At 65.2% G+C, this 16,188-nt stretch carries 16 protein-coding genes; 6 read left to right on the top strand and 10 right to left on the bottom strand.

Translation table 11 applies throughout. The annotated features are described in order from the left end of the window. The first annotated feature begins 26 nt into the window (after window positions 1-26). Window positions 27-1,469 carry a sigma-54-dependent transcriptional regulator gene (locus K7G82_RS01355; RefSeq protein ID WP_222988014.1) on the top strand — a complete coding sequence of 481 codons (1,443 nt, stop codon included), beginning with the start codon at window positions 27-29 and terminating at the stop codon, window positions 1,467-1,469. A gap of 106 nt (window positions 1,470-1,575) precedes the next feature. Then, window positions 1,576-2,139 (top strand): hypothetical protein, encoded by a 564-nt coding sequence (locus tag K7G82_RS01350; protein WP_222988013.1) that lies wholly within the window; start codon window positions 1,576-1,578, stop codon window positions 2,137-2,139. 27 nt (window positions 2,140-2,166) lie between these two features. Here the strand turns inward: K7G82_RS01350 and K7G82_RS01345 are convergent, their stop codons facing one another. Both K7G82_RS01345 and K7G82_RS01340 read right to left on the bottom strand, forming a co-directional pair. Beyond that, entirely contained in the window at window positions 2,167-2,865 is a 699-nt protein-coding gene (locus tag K7G82_RS01345; RefSeq protein WP_222988012.1) for an anti-sigma factor family protein, read from the bottom strand. Then, complete coding sequence (locus K7G82_RS01340; protein WP_222988011.1) at window positions 2,862-3,350, bottom strand: RNA polymerase sigma factor; 489 nt, start codon at window positions 3,348-3,350, stop codon at window positions 2,862-2,864. The genes K7G82_RS01345 and K7G82_RS01340 overlap by 4 nt, the downstream gene beginning before the upstream one ends. A gap of 116 nt (window positions 3,351-3,466) precedes the next feature. Here K7G82_RS01340 and K7G82_RS01335 point away from each other — a divergent pair, with 116 nt between their 5' ends. The 3 genes from K7G82_RS01335 (at window position 3,467) to K7G82_RS01325 (ending at window position 6,910) form a co-directional block, all read left to right on the top strand. Beyond that, entirely contained in the window at window positions 3,467-4,744 is a 1,278-nt protein-coding gene (locus K7G82_RS01335; protein WP_222988010.1) for a S8 family serine peptidase, read from the top strand. Window positions 4,745-4,837: 93 nt separating this feature from the next. After that, window positions 4,838-5,680, top strand: coding sequence for a hypothetical protein (locus K7G82_RS01330; RefSeq protein WP_222988009.1), 843 nt, complete (start codon window positions 4,838-4,840; stop codon window positions 5,678-5,680). 117 nt (window positions 5,681-5,797) lie between these two features. Then, entirely contained in the window at window positions 5,798-6,910 is a 1,113-nt protein-coding gene (locus K7G82_RS01325; protein ID WP_222988008.1) for an alpha/beta fold hydrolase, read from the top strand. Between the two features lie 6 nt (window positions 6,911-6,916). Here K7G82_RS01325 and K7G82_RS29985 read toward each other — a convergent pair whose 3' ends face one another. The 3 genes from K7G82_RS29985 to K7G82_RS01310 all read right to left on the bottom strand — a co-directional run bounded on the left by K7G82_RS29985 (window position 6,917) and on the right by K7G82_RS01310 (window position 10,627). After that, window positions 6,917-8,083: a M23 family metallopeptidase gene (locus K7G82_RS29985; RefSeq protein ID WP_222988007.1), complete on the bottom strand. Its 1,167-nt coding sequence runs from the start codon at window positions 8,081-8,083 to the stop codon at window positions 6,917-6,919. 184 nt (window positions 8,084-8,267) lie between these two features. Then, window positions 8,268-9,776, bottom strand: a complete 1,509-nt coding sequence (locus K7G82_RS01315; protein WP_222988006.1) for a COG3904 family protein — start codon at window positions 9,774-9,776, stop codon at window positions 8,268-8,270. A gap of 56 nt (window positions 9,777-9,832) precedes the next feature. Beyond that, window positions 9,833-10,627, bottom strand: coding sequence for a helix-turn-helix domain-containing protein (locus K7G82_RS01310; protein WP_222988005.1), 795 nt, complete (start codon window positions 10,625-10,627; stop codon window positions 9,833-9,835). Between the two features lie 154 nt (window positions 10,628-10,781). Between K7G82_RS01310 and K7G82_RS01305 the strand changes: the two genes are divergently transcribed. Beyond that, on the top strand, window positions 10,782-11,177 hold the full coding sequence (locus tag K7G82_RS01305; protein ID WP_222988004.1) for a hypothetical protein: 396 nt from the start codon (window positions 10,782-10,784) through the stop codon (window positions 11,175-11,177). 68 nt (window positions 11,178-11,245) lie between these two features. Here the strand turns inward: K7G82_RS01305 and K7G82_RS01300 are convergent, their stop codons facing one another. The 5 genes from K7G82_RS01300 to K7G82_RS01280 all read right to left on the bottom strand — a co-directional run bounded on the left by K7G82_RS01300 (window position 11,246) and on the right by K7G82_RS01280 (window position 16,094). Continuing rightward, a complete protein-coding gene (locus tag K7G82_RS01300) occupies window positions 11,246-12,265 on the bottom strand; it encodes a M23 family metallopeptidase (RefSeq protein ID WP_222988003.1) in 1,020 nt (339 codons plus the stop codon). Window positions 12,266-12,335: 70 nt separating this feature from the next. Next, window positions 12,336-12,914: a hypothetical protein gene (locus K7G82_RS01295; RefSeq protein ID WP_222988002.1), complete on the bottom strand. Its 579-nt coding sequence runs from the start codon at window positions 12,912-12,914 to the stop codon at window positions 12,336-12,338. After that, window positions 12,911-13,453, bottom strand: coding sequence for an RNA polymerase sigma factor (locus K7G82_RS01290; RefSeq protein ID WP_222988001.1), 543 nt, complete (start codon window positions 13,451-13,453; stop codon window positions 12,911-12,913). The genes K7G82_RS01295 and K7G82_RS01290 overlap by 4 nt, the downstream gene beginning before the upstream one ends. A gap of 84 nt (window positions 13,454-13,537) precedes the next feature. After that, complete coding sequence (locus K7G82_RS01285) at window positions 13,538-14,713, bottom strand: dipeptidase (protein ID WP_425517233.1); 1,176 nt, start codon at window positions 14,711-14,713, stop codon at window positions 13,538-13,540. Between the two features lie 4 nt (window positions 14,714-14,717). Next, window positions 14,718-16,094: an amidohydrolase family protein gene (locus K7G82_RS01280; protein WP_246623164.1), complete on the bottom strand. Its 1,377-nt coding sequence runs from the start codon at window positions 16,092-16,094 to the stop codon at window positions 14,718-14,720. Window positions 16,095-16,188 lie beyond the last annotated feature (94 nt).

Here is a 16,188-nt window from a genome sequence, read left to right as displayed (position 1 = left end):
CCCCTTACGGGACGGATGGAGCAGAAATGACGCCGAACGGGGTACGCGTGTTGATGCTGATCGACGACGAGCCGGCACAGCGCCGGCTGGTTTCGGCGCTGGCGTCCCGCGCAGGCTGGCGCACCGTTTTCGCGGGCGATCCGGAAACCGCCATCGCGATGCTCGGCACGCAGGACGGCATGATGCTCGACGCGATCCTGCTCGATCACTGGGTGCCCGATGGCGACGCCGGCAATCTGATCGCCGAAATCCGCACGCGTCGCCCGGCGCTGCCCATATTGATGCTCACCGCCGTCACCTCGGTCTCGACCGCGGTCGAGGCGATGCGCGCGGGCGCCACCGACTTCCTCGTCAAGCCCATCGCCCCCGATCGGCTGCTGGCGGCGCTCGACGCCGCCATCGGCAGCGGCGCGTCCGCCGGCGAATTGCGCCCGCTCACCGAAAAGATCAGCCAGCCGCTCGCATTCGCCGAGATCGTCGGCTCCGCCCCCGATTTCCGCGCGGCGCTCGCCATTGCGGCCAAGGCGGCGCGCGCGCGCGTGCCCGTGCTGATCGAGGGCGAAAGCGGGGTCGGAAAGGAAGTGGTGGCCGAAGCGATCCATGCGGCGTCCCCGCGCGCGCGCAAACGGATGATCGCGGTCAATTGCGGCGCCATTCCAGGCAACCTCGTCGAGTCGGCGCTGTTCGGACATGAGCGCGGCGCCTTTACCGGCGCGTTCGAACGCCACACCGGCAAGTTCCAGGAAGCCGATGGCGGCACGTTGTTCCTCGACGAGGTCGGCGAACTGCCGCTCGACGCGCAGGTGAAACTGCTGCGCGTGCTCCAGTCCGGCGAGATTCAGCCGATCGGCGGCCGCGCCGTCGCGGATGTCGATGTGCGCGTGATCGCGGCAACCAACAAGACGCTGATCGATGAAGTGGCCGCCGGCCGCTTTCGCGAAGACCTCTATTATCGCCTCAACGTCGTCCAGGTGACGATCCCGCCCTTGCGCGAACGGCGCGAGGATATTCCGGCGCTCGCCCGTCACATGCTGACGCGCATCGCGCAGCAGCCGGGCCTGCGCAGCCTGGGCATCACCGATGAAGGCCTGGCGCTGCTGACCACCTATGACTGGCCGGGCAATGTCCGCCAGCTCCAGAACGCGCTGTTCCGGGCCGCCGTGCTGTGCGACGGCGATGCGCTGACCCGCGCCGATTTCCCCGAGATCGCGCGCCAGGCGGCCGATCCCCGCCCGCTTGCCGAACGCATGGCCGGCAATCGCCTGACCGCCGCAGCCGATGGCGCCGGCGTCGCGCTATACCGTGCCGACGGCAATCTCCGTCCGCTCGAAGAGATCGAGGCCGATGTGATCCGCCTCGCCATCGGCCATTATCGCGGCCGCATGACCGAAGTCGCCCGTCGCCTTGGGATCGGCCGCTCGACGCTCTACCGCAAGCTGGGCGAACTCGGGATCGGTGACGCGGCCTGATCCCCTTCGCCTTTATCGTACAGCCCGCGATTTTTCGTGTTTTTTGCCGAAGGTGGACGATGCAGCCGATTGACCGCCGCTGATTCGGCGTGTCAGAAAATCGGCCATGCGGGACCGGGCACTTTCATCCATCTGCTTGCTGGCGGCCATCTTCGGCCTGGCGGCCTGCGATCAGGCCACCACGCCCGGCAACAGCAATGCCGAGACCGCGCAGAAGGTAACGCCGGTCGATAGCGAACCCGTGGCGCTGGAAGGTGAGCCCGACGAGCCCGTCGGCACCTATGCCAACAGCAAATACGGCTTCTCCGTCATGATTCCGGAAGGATGGAAACAGCTGACGGCCGCCGCCAACGAGGATGGCAGCATCTTCGAGGGCAAGGCTGTGGATGCCGATCTCCGCGCCTATGGCGCGGACAATGAAGGCGATGCGGATTTCCAGCAGGCGATCGAGGCACTGCGAGACGGCACCACTGATGCCGAAGGCGCGATGATCGGCGAACGCGAATATCGCGGCGGCGCCACGGCGGAGGGCGATCGCATCCGCATCCGCCTGCTCAAGACGAGCAAGGGCGCGATGGTCAGCGCCATGGTGCGCTACCCGATATCGCGTGCCGCAACGCTCGATCCGATCGCAACGCGCGTACTGGATTCGCTCAGCGTCACGCCTTGAAAGTGCGTAGCTCGGCCGAATCGGCCGCTATCGCCAATGCCCGTCCCGTGCAGCCTGCTCGGCAGCGGCATCGAGGGGATCGCCGACCATCATCGCCTGAGCCGCAGCCAGCAGCGCCGGATTCATCGAGCCGGCTTGCCGATATTCCGGGATCGCCTGCCCCTCGCCATTCGCCATGTTGCGCAAAATCCAGCCTTGCTCGGTCCGACAGGCAAGCCCGTCGAGTTTCCCGCTGGAAAAAGTGCGGCAATAGCCACCATCGACACCCCGAAAACTGACACCGATCCTCGTAGCAGCGCTTGCGGATTGGGAGGACGCGAGTTGCGTATCGAGCGCGCGGGCCAGCGCCCCCTGAGCAACCAGCATATCGCCGGTCGTCCGGAATGGACCGGCATCGCCCATCTCCCGCCCCACGAACACCCCGATGATCAACGTCGCCGCTATCGCGGCCGCGTTCATGACCCAGCGTCTGACCGGCTGCCGCATTGGGCGGGCATCGGTGATCTCATGGACATTTGAGTCCAGCAAAGCGCGAAGCCGATCCGGGACCGGTTGGTCCGCCACGCCGGCATAGTGACCGGAAATCCGCGCGCGCAAGGCGCGGTCCGCCTCGACCTGGGCGGCAAGTGCAGGATCGTCGGCGATCGCCTGTTCGACACGGCGGCGCGTGAGTTCGTCCAGCTCACCATCGGCATAGGCCATCAGCGTTTCGCGATCGATCGTCATGCCGCTTCCCCCAGCTCGCGCATCAGCGCCTCACGACCGCGTACCAGCCGCGACGTCAGCGTGCCCATCGGTATGTCGAGGATCTCGGCCGCCTCGCGATAGGCGAAGCCCTCGACCAGCACCAGCGCGATGGCTTCGCGCTGTTCGGGCGGCAACCGGTCCATGGCACGGCCGACATCGGTAACCTCTAGCGCCATCTCGATGCGGCGATCGCCATCATCTCCCACCGTCGCCCCCGCTTCCTCGGGCGCGAAGGTCCGATCGCGGCGGCCGCGCATCCTCACCTCATCGATCCACAGATTGCGCATGATCCGAAACATCCAGCTATCCAGTCGCGTACCCGGCTGCCACTGGTCGCGCGACTTCAGCGCGCGTTCCACCGCCATCTGGCACAGATCGTCACCATCGGTCGCGTCGCGCGACAGGCTCAGGGCGAAGCGCCGCAGCCGCGGCAGCAGCGCGAGCAGGTCGCTTTCGAACGCCATCAACGCATCACCATGTCATGTCCTTCGGGGATGAAACGGTCGAGCTCGCGCGTTTCATCCCTATCATGACGAAAAAGATCGCACGAATTCCAAAGGCAGCGGCTAGGATGCCGAAAATGCGGCGCATATCCCCCATGATCCTGTCATGCGTCATTGTCGGCACGGCCGCCCCCCTGCACGCGCAACTCGTGCCCGCGTTTCCCCCGGTGGTGGAACGCCTGCCCGATGCGATCGATCGCACGGTCGCCGGCACGCTCGATCGGGTCGAACCCGTCGCGACGGCGGCGCGAACATTGATCGTCGACAGGACAAGGCGACTGCGCGACCTGGTTTCAACCCAATCCAGCACGCTTGAATTCGACGCCGACGGGGATCCGGCGGTGCGCGGCGAGTTGATGATCGTCGATGCGACGCCGGATGTGATGCGCCGGGCGACCGAGGCCGGATTCACCCTGATCGGCGAGGAACGGATCGACGGCCTCGACATCGTCTACACTCGCCTCGCCACGCCCCGGGGCATGAAGCTTGCCCGGGCGGAGAAGAGATTGCGCGCGATCGCCGGCGACGCGGCGGTCAGCGCCGACCAGCTTCACTTCCAGAGCGGCGCATCAGCCCCCACATCCATTCTCGCCTTGGCCGGGCAACCGGCCCCACCCCGCCCCGCCGCATCGATCGGCATGATCGATGCGGGCGTGGCGCGGCACCCCACGCTCAGCGGGCCGATCGAACAGCGCGGCTTCGCAGGGGCACCCAGGCCAAGCGATCACGGCACCGCGATCGCGTCGCTGCTCGTCGGCGGCCCACCGATGCGGAGCCCCGCCGCAGGATCGCGGCTGTTTGTCGCGGACGTCTATGGCGGCAGCCCGGCCGGCGGCAACGCCGCCGCGATCGCGCGCGCGCTGGGCTGGCTTTCCGCCCAGCGGGTGCCCGTGGTCACGATCAGCCTGGTCGGCCCGCGCAATCCGTTGCTTGAGCGCGTCGTTCGCGCGGCGCAGGCGCGCGGCATGATGATCGTGGCGGCGGTCGGCAATGACGGCCCCGCCGCCCCACCCGCCTATCCCGCATCCTATGACGGGGTGATCGCGGTCACCGGCGTCGACGGGCGCAATCGCGCGTTGATCGAGGCGGGCCGCGCGCTCCACCTCGATTTCGCCGCGCCCGGCGCGGACATGCGCGCCGCCGATGGCCGGGGCGGCATGGGTACGGTTCGCGGAACGTCGTTCGCGGCGCCGCTCGTCGCCGCGTCGCTGCTCGCACATTATCCCAGCCCCGATCCCGCGCGGCGCGACGCGGCCTATCGCGCGCTCGCCCGTGAAGCGGCCGATCTCGGCGTCAAAGGCCCGGACAAGCTCTATGGCCAGGGCCTGATCTGCGGCGCCTGCCGGGTCCGGTGAAAGAAAAACGCAGCATCCGGGATTAAACCCGATGCCTGCTCCGTTCTCCCTGTGACGGCGACCTGACCGCCGGGATGAAGGGAAGGACATATCATGAAGCTTATCCTGATCGCGGGCACCACCATCCTCGCGCTGGCCACCACGCCTGCATCGGCGCAATTGCTCGGCGGCAGCGGCCTTGGCCAGACGATCGGCGGCCTCTCAGGCGGCCTCTCGGGCGGATTGGGATCCACCATCGGCGGAACGCTCGGGCGCAGCGGGGAAACCCGGCTCGACCGTAGCGTCGATCGCCGCTCGGGCCGCGTGAGCACGCGCGCCTCGACGCGACAGTCAGCCGATGGCGGTGCCAATGGCAGCACCGACGTGATCGGCCGGACGATCGGCGGATCGGCATCGGGAAGCGGCAGCGGATCGGCCGATGCCGGCATTACCGCGCAGGCGATCGGCACCGATGCGGTGCGCGGCGCCGTGCAGCCGACGGCAGGCTTGGTGCGGGGCACCGCCGGCAGCGCGCGCGATGCAGCCTTCGCGACGGTGACTTCGGCCGGAAGCAGCGCGAATACGGTCGGCGGCAGCGCGAATGCGGCCGGATCGCTGGCCGGCAGCGCGCAGGGCAGTCTCGGCCAGCTCACCGCGACGGGCAGCGGCGCGGCCAGTGGCGCAGGCAATTTCGCGGTCCAGCCCGGCATGATGGTGGAGGATGCGAAGGGCCGCGCGATTGGCACCGTCCAGTCGCTCCGCACCAGCGCCGACGGCACGGTGACGGCTCTGCTGATGACCGTGGGCGACCGCAGCGTCGCGCTGCCCGCCGGCAATTTCACCGCATCGGGCGATGCGCTGGTTTCCGCCATGTCGAAGGGCGAGGTGAAGTCCGAAGCGAAGCGCCAGGAAGACGCGGCGCCGAACGCCGAGGGTGGCGAACAATCCAGCGAATAATTCCGACAAGCCGATCGGGCCGGGTTTTCCCGAACCCGGCCCGATTGGTTATGTGCGGGCAGGCCCCTTCCCGCTATGGACCCGGCATCACGATGAAATCGCCGGAGATTGGCGCCGATGTTCCGTTTCCTGACAGCGTTCCCCCTGCTCGCCGTCGCCGCTTCCGCGACGGCGCAGACATCGACGGCACCCGCCGACGACATCTATGCCCCCGGCCGCGCCGTGGTTGCCGATATCAACCGGATCGTGACGCCCAACGGCGTGCAGGAAACCTTCGAAGCCGTGCTGGGCGGCGCGCGCCAGGTGGTGAATGTGCGCGGCGCCGATCGGGCGAACCCGATCCTGTTGTTCGTCCATGGCGGCCCCGGCGCGGTCGAGATGCCGATCGCCTGGTCGTTCCAGCGCCCCTGGGAGGATTTCTTCACCGTCGTGCAATGGGACCAGCGCGGCGCCGGCCGCTCCTTCCCGCTCAACGATCCAAAGACCATCGCGCCGACACTCAAGCCCGAGCGCTATCGCGACGATACGATCGAGCTGATCGAACTGCTGCTGCGCAGATATGGCCAGCGCAAGATCTTCCTGATGGGGCATAGCTGGGGCTCGATCGTCGGCCTCAGCGTTGCGGCGAAGCGGCCCGATCTGCTCCACGCCTATATCGGCATGGGCCAGGTGATCGATTTCCGCGAGAATGAACGCGTCGGCTACGAATGGACGCTCAGGCGCGCGCGGGAAACGGGCAATGCCGAAGCGGTGCGCGAGCTCGAAGCGATCCGGCCCTATCCCGGCTCCGGCGCATTCGACATCGCCAAGATGACGACCGAGCGCAAATGGTCGGTCCATTACGGCGCGCTCGCCGCCGGGCGCGACAATGCCGATTTCTATTTCCGCGCGCCACGCCTCTCGCCCGAATATACGCCGGCCGATCGCAAGGCCTGGGACGATGGCAGCGCCTTCACGATCACGACGATGTTTCCGCAGCTTGCGGACGTCAGTTTCGCCAAGCTCGACCGCTTGAACGTGCCCGTGCTGATGTTGCTCGGCCGCCAGGATTATACGACGCCCTCCACGATCACCGCCGACTGGATGGGACGGCTTCGCGCACCGAAAAAATCGATCGTCTGGCTGGAACATTCCGCGCATCTGCCGATGATCGAGGAGCCGGGCCATGTGCTCGCGGCGCTGCTCGAACAGGCGCGGCCATTGGCGGCGAAGGCCGGAGCGCACCGCTGATCGCGCTCAATCCCGTGCGCGGGATCGAAACATCACCACCATGTTCGATCCAGGGCGCTCCGCCGTGCGTGCGTCACCGTCCTCCAGCAGCGCCGCATCCCAAGGGCTGCTGCCGAGCCGGCCGATATCGCCATAGCGCCCCAGCGCCATGAAGCGATCGATCAGAAAAGGCATTCCCTCTCCCTGCAACGGCTCGGCCGCATCCGCGACGTGAAAATGGAGATGCGGGCCAGTCGAATCCCCGGTGAAGCCCAGCGAGGCAATGATCGCTCCCTTGCGCACGGGATCGCCCGGCTTGACCCTGATGCTGCCCGGTTTCAGATGTTCATAGATCGCGTATCGGCCCCCCGGCAGCGCGAGGGACACGAAATTGCCTGCCGCATCGCCGATCGGATGGCGGGGATTGGCGGAGATACGATCGGATTCGGACATGTCGTCGCGAACCCCGGCCACCACGGCGTCGGCCACCGCGATCACATCGGCGCCATAGCCAAGCGTCGCGGAAACGGCATCGGCATCCCCGCTTGTCGTACGGCCCGTCATGTCCGCCTTGATCCAATCTATGGCGAAGCGCCCAGGAATACGGGCCTTGCCGCCGACAGCATAGACCATCCGCCGATGTCCACGTACCCAGTCCGGATGATGGATCGCGACCCAAGGGCCGCCGGAAAGCGGTGGGCCAAGGATCGGTATCGGCCGCATATCGATCGCGATATCCGCGCCGAACACGCCAAACGCCTTGGGGGCACCCGGTCCAGCAAGCGTATAATCGGCCCGATGGGACAAGCGCCGCGGCAAGGCGCCACGATCGCGTTCGAACTCGATATACAGGATCGCGCGTTCGCCGGGAGCGATCGCCTCGGCATCCCGTCCGGTCGCGACATGCGACAGCCGGGCCGCGAGCCTTTCACCTGCGAACCGCGTCAAAGTCTCGCCGGTCTCCGCATCGAGCACGCTCAACTCACGGATCCTGAGCGGATCGGCGCTGAAATTGGTCAGGTGCAGCTCATAGGCATATTGACGCCGCCCCTCGAGCGCGACCGGCGCGGGCACGACGGGAACCGCCATGTCGAATGACGGGCGAAGATCCTGCGCCGTCGCGCCCTCCATCATGAGCACCGCGGCCAGTGCAACGGACGCGCCCGCACGAACGATCTTTTGACAGGCCTTCATGCCGCTCCCCGTTTTCAACGTTTCGATGGATAGACGTCACCATGGACTGAAACGCACAATCGTTGCGCCCGAGAAGGATCGGCAGCGTGCTCACACCATGATCGCAGCCAATCATACAGCTTCGTCGGCGGGAAAGAGCGTCTTCGGCGTCAACTCCGGCCATGGCGACCAGCTGCGCGACACCTTATCTTGCAAGACTGTTGGCAAAATCCCGAAGCTTCCAGCTCGCCAGTGCGCCATCCATGTCATGCATGGTGCCATATAATATCTGCTGCGCTTCGCATGCATCCTTATCGCTGACTTCGGCATCATCTTTCGGATCTATTGCTGCAAAAATTCGATCTTGATCCATTTTCGGAAGTTTCATGATACGGTCAACCATAAGCTTGACATAGGTTTTTCCCGCTACATCGATTTGCTCGGGCTTCAATACTACGTCAACCAGATGGTCCGACAATCCAGCCTCGATCCCCCTTCGGTACAACATCAAAAATCCTTCCAGATCCTCCCTTCGAACCGAAGACAAAGTACGGTATATTAACCCCTCGTCGCTGACCCCCCCGTTGAAATATCCATTACAATCTTTGTAATTTAAATTCCTAGATAATATGTAATTGTATTTTACAAATTCTTTTATATCCTCAATTTTCATCCTGGATATTCCAAGATAATATAATCTCTTTGCTTCCGATTTTGCCAACAATCCTCCGAATTTAAAAGAATCCCCTTCCGTTTCTGTTGCAGACATTGCACCAAGAACCTCTTTAGATATGTGATCCCAGAGCTTCTTGTTTCCAGACAGCGCAATCAAATGATTTTCCATAATCGGATAATCATCTTTAGCCAATTTCATCGCAACAATGAGATTTCGAATGGTTTCAGGTTTGGCCATTTCGCCTCGGAGATAGGCCGAAAGTTCAGCGACTGTTGGTTTTACGCTAGGCTGGGGCGCAACGGGCTGCCCCGGTTCGACCTTGGGAGCGGGCTGACTTGTGATGATGACGGGAGGTGGCATCGCCACCTTCCTGCCCCCCGCCTTGGCATCCGCCTTCGCAGCGGCCTGGCCGTCGTCCTTGCGATCGTCGCGCTCCAGATATTCGAAGTCGATCCCCGATTCCGTCTTGTTTTCGGCCGTAAGCCATCTCAACTTGTCCGGGGGCGCGGTGGTCGCGAAAATGACCGCTCTTTGCGGTAGATTGAGCAAGGTCAGATAGTGGCCGACAAGCGCATTGCCGACGCCCGTTTCTTCTTTCCGGCCGCCGACGTTGCGATAGCTGGCATGAAACCCGATTGACCCTTCCGGAGACAGCAATCGGGGAGCCCCGGCCAGCCAGATCAGTGCGCACGCGGACACACAAACGGAGTCCTGGCTCACAAGCGTGGGATAACCCGCGATCCGGATCATCTTGCCGATTTCGATCGCCGCCGCCACCGACCCGCCGTCGCTGTCGAGCAGGATGACGGCATCCTGATATTTGATCGAAAGCGCGCGGAAGGTTTCGACATCGCCATATTCGATCGTGCCGCTGAGCAGGATCGCCTCGGCGCCATCGGATAGCGTGGTGCGATCGAATGTCGCGGCCGACGCCGAAAGCCCGCCGGCGACAAGCGCAGCGGCAAAGGCCATGATCGCACGGAGTCCCGATCGAACCATGCCCGATCCGATCGCCACCCCAATCTTTATAAAATCCATGACTTCCGCCCCCACGGCGGAGAATGCCGCAAACCGCCAGCGGCTTCAATCGGTCTTCAGTCGGGCATTGCGGCCAGCCTCACGGCCTCTGCGGTCTCCTCGTCGGCGGGGAAGAAGGTTTCCAGCGTCAGTTCGGCCAGAGTGACATCCTGCGCGGTGCCGAACACGGTGGTGGTGCTGAGGAAGCTCAGCACGCGATCACCCGTCATCAGCTTCATCGGCACCGCGATGCCGCCCAGATCCTGCGGCCGCGCATCGGGCATCGGCGGCACCGGATAGGATTCGAGTTCAGCAAGAAGCGGGTCGAGCGCACCGTCGACCGATGCGCGCGCCTGTTGGCGCAGTCGCTCAAGCAGATGATGCCGCCATTCGGCGAAATTGACGATGCGCGGCGCGAAGCCCTGCGGATGCAACGCCAGCCGCATCGCGTTGGTGGGCGGACCAAGCAGTTCAGACGGAATTCCCGCAAGCATCGGCGCGATGCCGCGATTGGCCGCGACAAGGTCCCACCGCCGGTCGACAACCAGTGCCGGCCAGGGTTCATGCGCCGCCAGGATCAGGTCGATCGCGCGGCGGGCGCCCGCCATCTCGGGATCGTCGAGCGAACGCTCGCCGAACAGCGGCGCGAAACCGGCCGACGCCAGCATGGCGTTACGATCGCGCAGCGGCATTTCGAGCTGTTCAGCAAGGCGCAGGATCATCTCGCGGCTGGGCCGCGCCCGTCCGGTTTCGAGGAAGCTCAGATGTCGCGTCGAGATTTCGGCGTCGAGCGCCAGGTCGAGCTGGCTCAGCCGCCGTTTCTGCCGCCATTCGCGCAAATGATCCCCAATGCTCCGTGCCGCGATCGTCATCGCAATCCTCCGTCCTCGAACAGTGTCCAGCGAATATCGCGATGACCGTTCGGTCGACATTACCTGCCAGGTAATCGACGCGGCTACCTGGATCGACGAAATCTCCACTCGTCAACCGACATGCATTCAACCGCCTTGCATCAGGAGTTTCGCCATGACCGACACCGATACCCGCATCGTCCGCAAGATCCTGTCCTTCGACGCGCTGACCTGCCTGGCGGCCGGCGCCGCGATGGCGTTCGGCGCCGAACTGCTCTCCGGTCCGACCGGATTGCACCAGTTGCTGCTGCTTGTCGCCGGGTGCAGCCTGTTCCCCGTCGCCGGACTGTTCGCCTGGATGGCGCGTACGCCGCAACTCAGCCGCGCGCTGGTGATGCTTGCCGTCATCGGCAATGCCGGCTGGGTCGCGGCCAGCCTCGCCGTGCTCGCGCTGACCACCCCAACGGCGTTCGGCATCATATTCGTGGCGGCGCAGGCGCTGGTCGTCGCGATCCTGGCCTGGCTGGAACTGCGTCATGCGCCACACGGGCGCGGCATGGCAGCCGCCTAGCGGCCTGCATTGTCTGCTTGCGTGAGAAAGGGGCGCATCCGCCGGATGCGCCCCTTTTTTTGGGCATATCAGCGCGCGGGCGCGATCACCTGCCCACGCACCGGCTCCCCATCGCGCGACGGGCGGCCATCGACGGTCATGTCACGAAAGGCGGCGGGCAGCCCCTGCCCACCGTCATCGAAGGTCGGCCCGGTCTGGAGGTGGAAATGGACATGCGGCTCGGATGTGTTGCCGCTGTTGCCACACAGCCCGATCGGCTGACCGGATTTCACGACATCACCCTTCTTCACCTTGGTCGATCCGTTCTGGAGATGCGCGACAAGCGAATATTGCTTCTCGCCGTGACGGATGACGATGTGGTTTCCCGCCACATGCTTCGGATCCATCTGCCCCACCGGCATGTCGGCAAGGCCGTCCACCGCTTCGGAAACGACGCCGTCGGCGGCGGCCAGCACAGGCTCCCCCCAACAGAAATAGGATGAAAGCTTGTCCTGCGGGCCGTCAAAGGTCCGTCCGTCGCGCGCCACCAGCAAATCGAAGGCATAGGTCTGCGCAGGCGCGATCATGTGATAGTTGCGCACCACATTCCGTCCGCCCCAGACGGTGAGCCAGCTTCCCCTGGCCGGCTTGGCGAAGGGCAGCCGCACCGGCACGCCGGCTCCGGCGGCGGGGGCAGGTGGTGGCGGTGGCGACGGCTGGATCAGCGCGGAAACCACCTCACCCTTCTCGTCCCATATGACCGTTGTCGCCCCCGCCGGAATCCGCTCATGCGTGGCCAGCCGCTGATAGAAGCTGTAACCGTTCAATTTCATGGCGATCTCGTCGAGAACCTTGGTCTGAACCCCCATTTGTCCTTTGATCGCCTCGGCAAAAGCCGCCGCGTCACCGGCAGCTTCGATCTTCGAACGCAGCCCCGGCGTCGCCGCCTTGGCCAACGCCGCGACACTCTCGGCAGAGGTCCAGTCGGATAGTGCCCGCCCACGCTGGACGATCGCGTCCTCATCGTTTCCGCCCGCATGGGCTGCGCTGGCGGCGGCGGCCGCCAGCGTCAGCGCGGCAACGGCCTTGCCGGGAAATCGCATCGTCATTCTCCTCGTTCAGCCGGCATCGCGCCGGACATTCGATTGTTTGGATTTTGGATTGCGGAGTGCCGGCGGATCAGCGCGGCCCGGCCTGGGCTTCCAGTTCGGCATCCAGAACGCGCGCGGCCCGTCGGTTGATAAGGATGACCCAGGCCACGAAGGCAATCTGGATCAGGCCCATCGCCGCTACGAAGGGCCAATTCCTGGCCTCCGTCTTCAGCAGCACGGCGACATAGATCGCCACAAGACCGGGCACGCACGGCGCGACATACCAGAGCCATACTGATGCCAACGCGTCGCGCTGGCGCCGCAACCCCATGCAATAGATTTCGACGCTGGGCCGGGCACCGTCGATCGCCTCCACCGGACTGGTGCGCCGATGCAACTGCCAGATCACCGTCCCCGCGCCGAACATCGACAATATCGCGCCCATCGTCGCCAGGTCGAAATTGCCCCGCGCGATCTGGCGGATCGCGAACACCGCGAACACCATAAGGACCAGTGCACCCGCGATATATTCGATGCGATTGCGCCTGCGGATGCGCCCATCCAGTCGATCGATACGGGCCCGGATCTCCTGTGGGGTCAGGATGTGCGGCTGTACGGATTGCTGCTTCCACATCGTCGTGGGGGCGTCGGGTTCGTTGCCCGTCATGACACATCTCCTTTCGCAAAATCCTTTGCGAGCAATACCTTGATGCGGTGGATGCGTGTTGCGACCGCACCGGGGGTAAGCCCGGTGATCTCGGCGGATTCCGCCGCATCCACCTCTTCGAGATGAAGCAGCAGCAATTGCCGATCGATCGGCCGCAATCGCCAGATCAGCGCGTAAAGCCGGTCCAGCGTCACCGCCGCATCAGCCTGCGCCTCAGGATCGGCGCGGTCGTCCGCGACGTCCACGCCGTCGAGATCGGCCAGCACTTCGATCCGCTTTCCGCGTACGGCCTTGTCGACATGGCGCGCACCGACATTGTGCGCGACGCGGTGTATCCATGTCGCCAGGCTGCACTGCCCGGTATAGATGGCGAAGCTGCGCCAGAGCTGGAAATGCATTTCCTGCTCCAGATCCTCGCGCAACCCCGGCTCGGCTTCGTAGCCCGCGCACAGGCGCGCGATCATGCGGCCATGCGTACGCGACGCCTCCGCATAAAGCGCGTCCTGCCCACCGCATTGCCGGGCGTTCGCCCCCGTCATCCTCACGCTCCTGCGTCCTGCTCGACTATAGCAGTCGCAAGGCCGCGGCGCTTCTTACGGATTTATTTTTGCCGGCGGCGAAGTTCAGTCGCCCCAGATCTCCCGGCCGTACCGCAGGAAATTCTGCCCCAGGATCTTCTCGATCCGCGCCGCCGAATGGCCGCGCTTGCGCAACCGATCGGCCAGGTCGCGGAACTGGGTGGGGCCACGCAGGTCGATCACGAACGGAAACGTGTCCGGCCGTTCGCCGGTGGCGCCGATGCCGGCCGCGCGGCGGCGCTCGACCTCCTGCGCCAGCCGCGACTTATAGGCGGTCATATCGTCGATCTGGGTCGTGCCGCCGTCGGTGCCGATGCCGACATGATCCTCTCCGCAGACGTTCACCGCATGCTCGATATGCGCGACGACGTCCTCGGCGCCGGCATGGCCGCTGATGTTGAGGAACGGCATGAAATAGATGCCGACAAAACCGCCCCGCTCGGCGACAAGGCGAAGCTCCGCATCGGTCTTGTTGCGCGGCAGGTCGGTCAGCGCGCGGCAGCCGGTGTGGTTGATCGAGATCGGCTGCTTCGAAATGCGCGCCGCCTCCAGGCAGGTTCGCTCGCCGCTGTGCGACAGGTCCACCATCACGCGGTTGGCGTTCAGCCGCTCCACCACGGCGCGGCCGAAGGGCGTCAGCCCGCGATTCTCGCGCGCCATCGAACCGTCGCCGATCGCATTCGCCGGATTATAGGTAAGCTGGATGATCCGGACACCCAGATCGGCGAAGATATCGGCCCGGTCGGCCTTGTCACCCATCATCGCCGCATTCTGGAAACCGTAGATGATGCCGATCCGGCCCTCCGCCTTGGCGTGGACGATATCCCGCACGCTCAGGATCTTCACCAGATCGGCGGGATGATCGCGGATCAGCCGGTCCCACCCGGCGACGGTGCGCACGCTATATTCGAAGGGTTCCATCGCGCCCGAAACATAACCCATCGTCACATTGACCGCGCTCAGCCCGGAGGCGCGGGCATCGGCGATCGTGCGGGCATCGATGCGCCGGACCGGATCGGTCCCGCCATCGTTCTCGACATTCGGGTTGGACAATCCGCCGAGCGCATTGACGATGACGGAATCGCGCCATTGCCCGGACGGCCGTTTGGGCGCGCGCGCCGACACGGCCGCCAGCGGCGCGGTCATGGCGCCCGCCCCGATCATGGCGAGCATGCTGCGGCGATCGGGAAAGGCGGATGCGGTGTCGCGCGTCTTCGTCATGATCCTATTGCCCCATGCCCGGCTTGTAATCCTCGCGACGATAGAGTGTCCCCCGCTTCACCGTGAAGACCACGCTGCGCAGGTTCGACACGTCCTCCAACGGATCCTTCGCGACGAAGACGAGATTGGCGAGCTTGCCGGGTTCGATGCTCCCCATCTCCTTCTCCTGCGCGATCGTCCGCGCCGCGATCGAGGTGGCCGCGCGGATCACGTCCGACGGCGGCAGCCCCGCCTTGTCGGCCAGCAGTTCCAGTTCCTCGTGCAGCGCGGAATAGGGATCCTTCGCGTCGGTCATCCCGTCGGTTCCGGCCGAGATCAACACGCCCTCCCGCCAGGCCTGGTTGGTCAGCCGATAGGCGATATCGGCCGGGCAATAAGATGGCTTGCCGCTCTCCGCCGCGCGCTTGTCGCCCTCCACATAGACGCGGAGCGTCGCATCCATCACGATGCCGTTCCGCTTCATTTCGCGGAACAGCGCGGCCATTTCGGCATTGTCGCCCTTCGCGAAGGGCGCGGGATCGACCGGCACGCGATCGCGATAGCTTTGCGGCCGCCGCGCCGAGGCCTGCCAGCCGAACGCGCACATATGCGAGATCACGTCCGGGCCGGCTGCGACCACCTCCGCCGGCGTCGCGGGCGAGACCTGGCTGTGCGCCCAGACCGGGAAACCCTGGCGATGCGCTTCCTCGGTGATCTTGCGGACCATGTCGCCGGACAAGTTGGCGTAGATCTTGAGCCCTGTCGCGCCGGTGCCACGCGAACGCGCGACCGCCAGCGCCATGTCCGTCCGATCGTCCACCGCCTGCATCCAGGCGGTCCCGCCCGGCCTGGCGCCCTGCGCCGCCGCGATGGTGCGCGGATCGTCGAAGAAGCTCGGCCCCGCCATCAGCGCGGCATAATGGATATCCGGCCCCGGGATCTCGCCGAGCAACGACGCGCGCGACAATTCGCCGAGCGCGCGCACATCGCCCGCCATGTCGCGCACCGCGGTGATCCCGCCATAAAGATCGCGCTTCATCTGCGCTTCGGCCCAGATGCGGTCAGGCGAGGTGGCGAGATGTTCGTGCGTGTCGATCAGTCCGGGCAGGACATGGAGGCGCGAAGCATCGACGATATCGCCCTTGAACCGCGCCGTCTCCGCATCGGGCCTCACCGCCTTGATCCGGTCGCCTTCGACCAGGATCGACATGTTCGGCCGCGCCGCGCCGCCATTGCCGTCGATCAGCGTCGCGCCACGGAACAATGTCAGCCGTTTCGGCGTGGGTGTCGGCTTCTCCTCCGCCTTTGTCGCAGGAGCATTCTGCCAGCCTGTGTCCGCCTCATGCGCCTGCGCGGTCGCGGCCATCAACAGCAGCGCCAGGCCAATCGTTCGCAACGCCATGCCTCCCCCCTTCCGATCCCGATCAGGGATCGCCAGCGGTTCAGGCATATCGGTTATTGGAACGATCCATCAATCCTTATCGCAGCCCCTCCGG

It is taken from the genome of Sphingomonas colocasiae (assembly GCF_019880585.1).
Classification (GTDB): Bacteria; Pseudomonadota; Alphaproteobacteria; order Sphingomonadales; family Sphingomonadaceae; genus Sphingobium_A; species Sphingobium_A colocasiae.
This window is presented reverse-complemented; position numbering and strand designations above follow the sequence as displayed.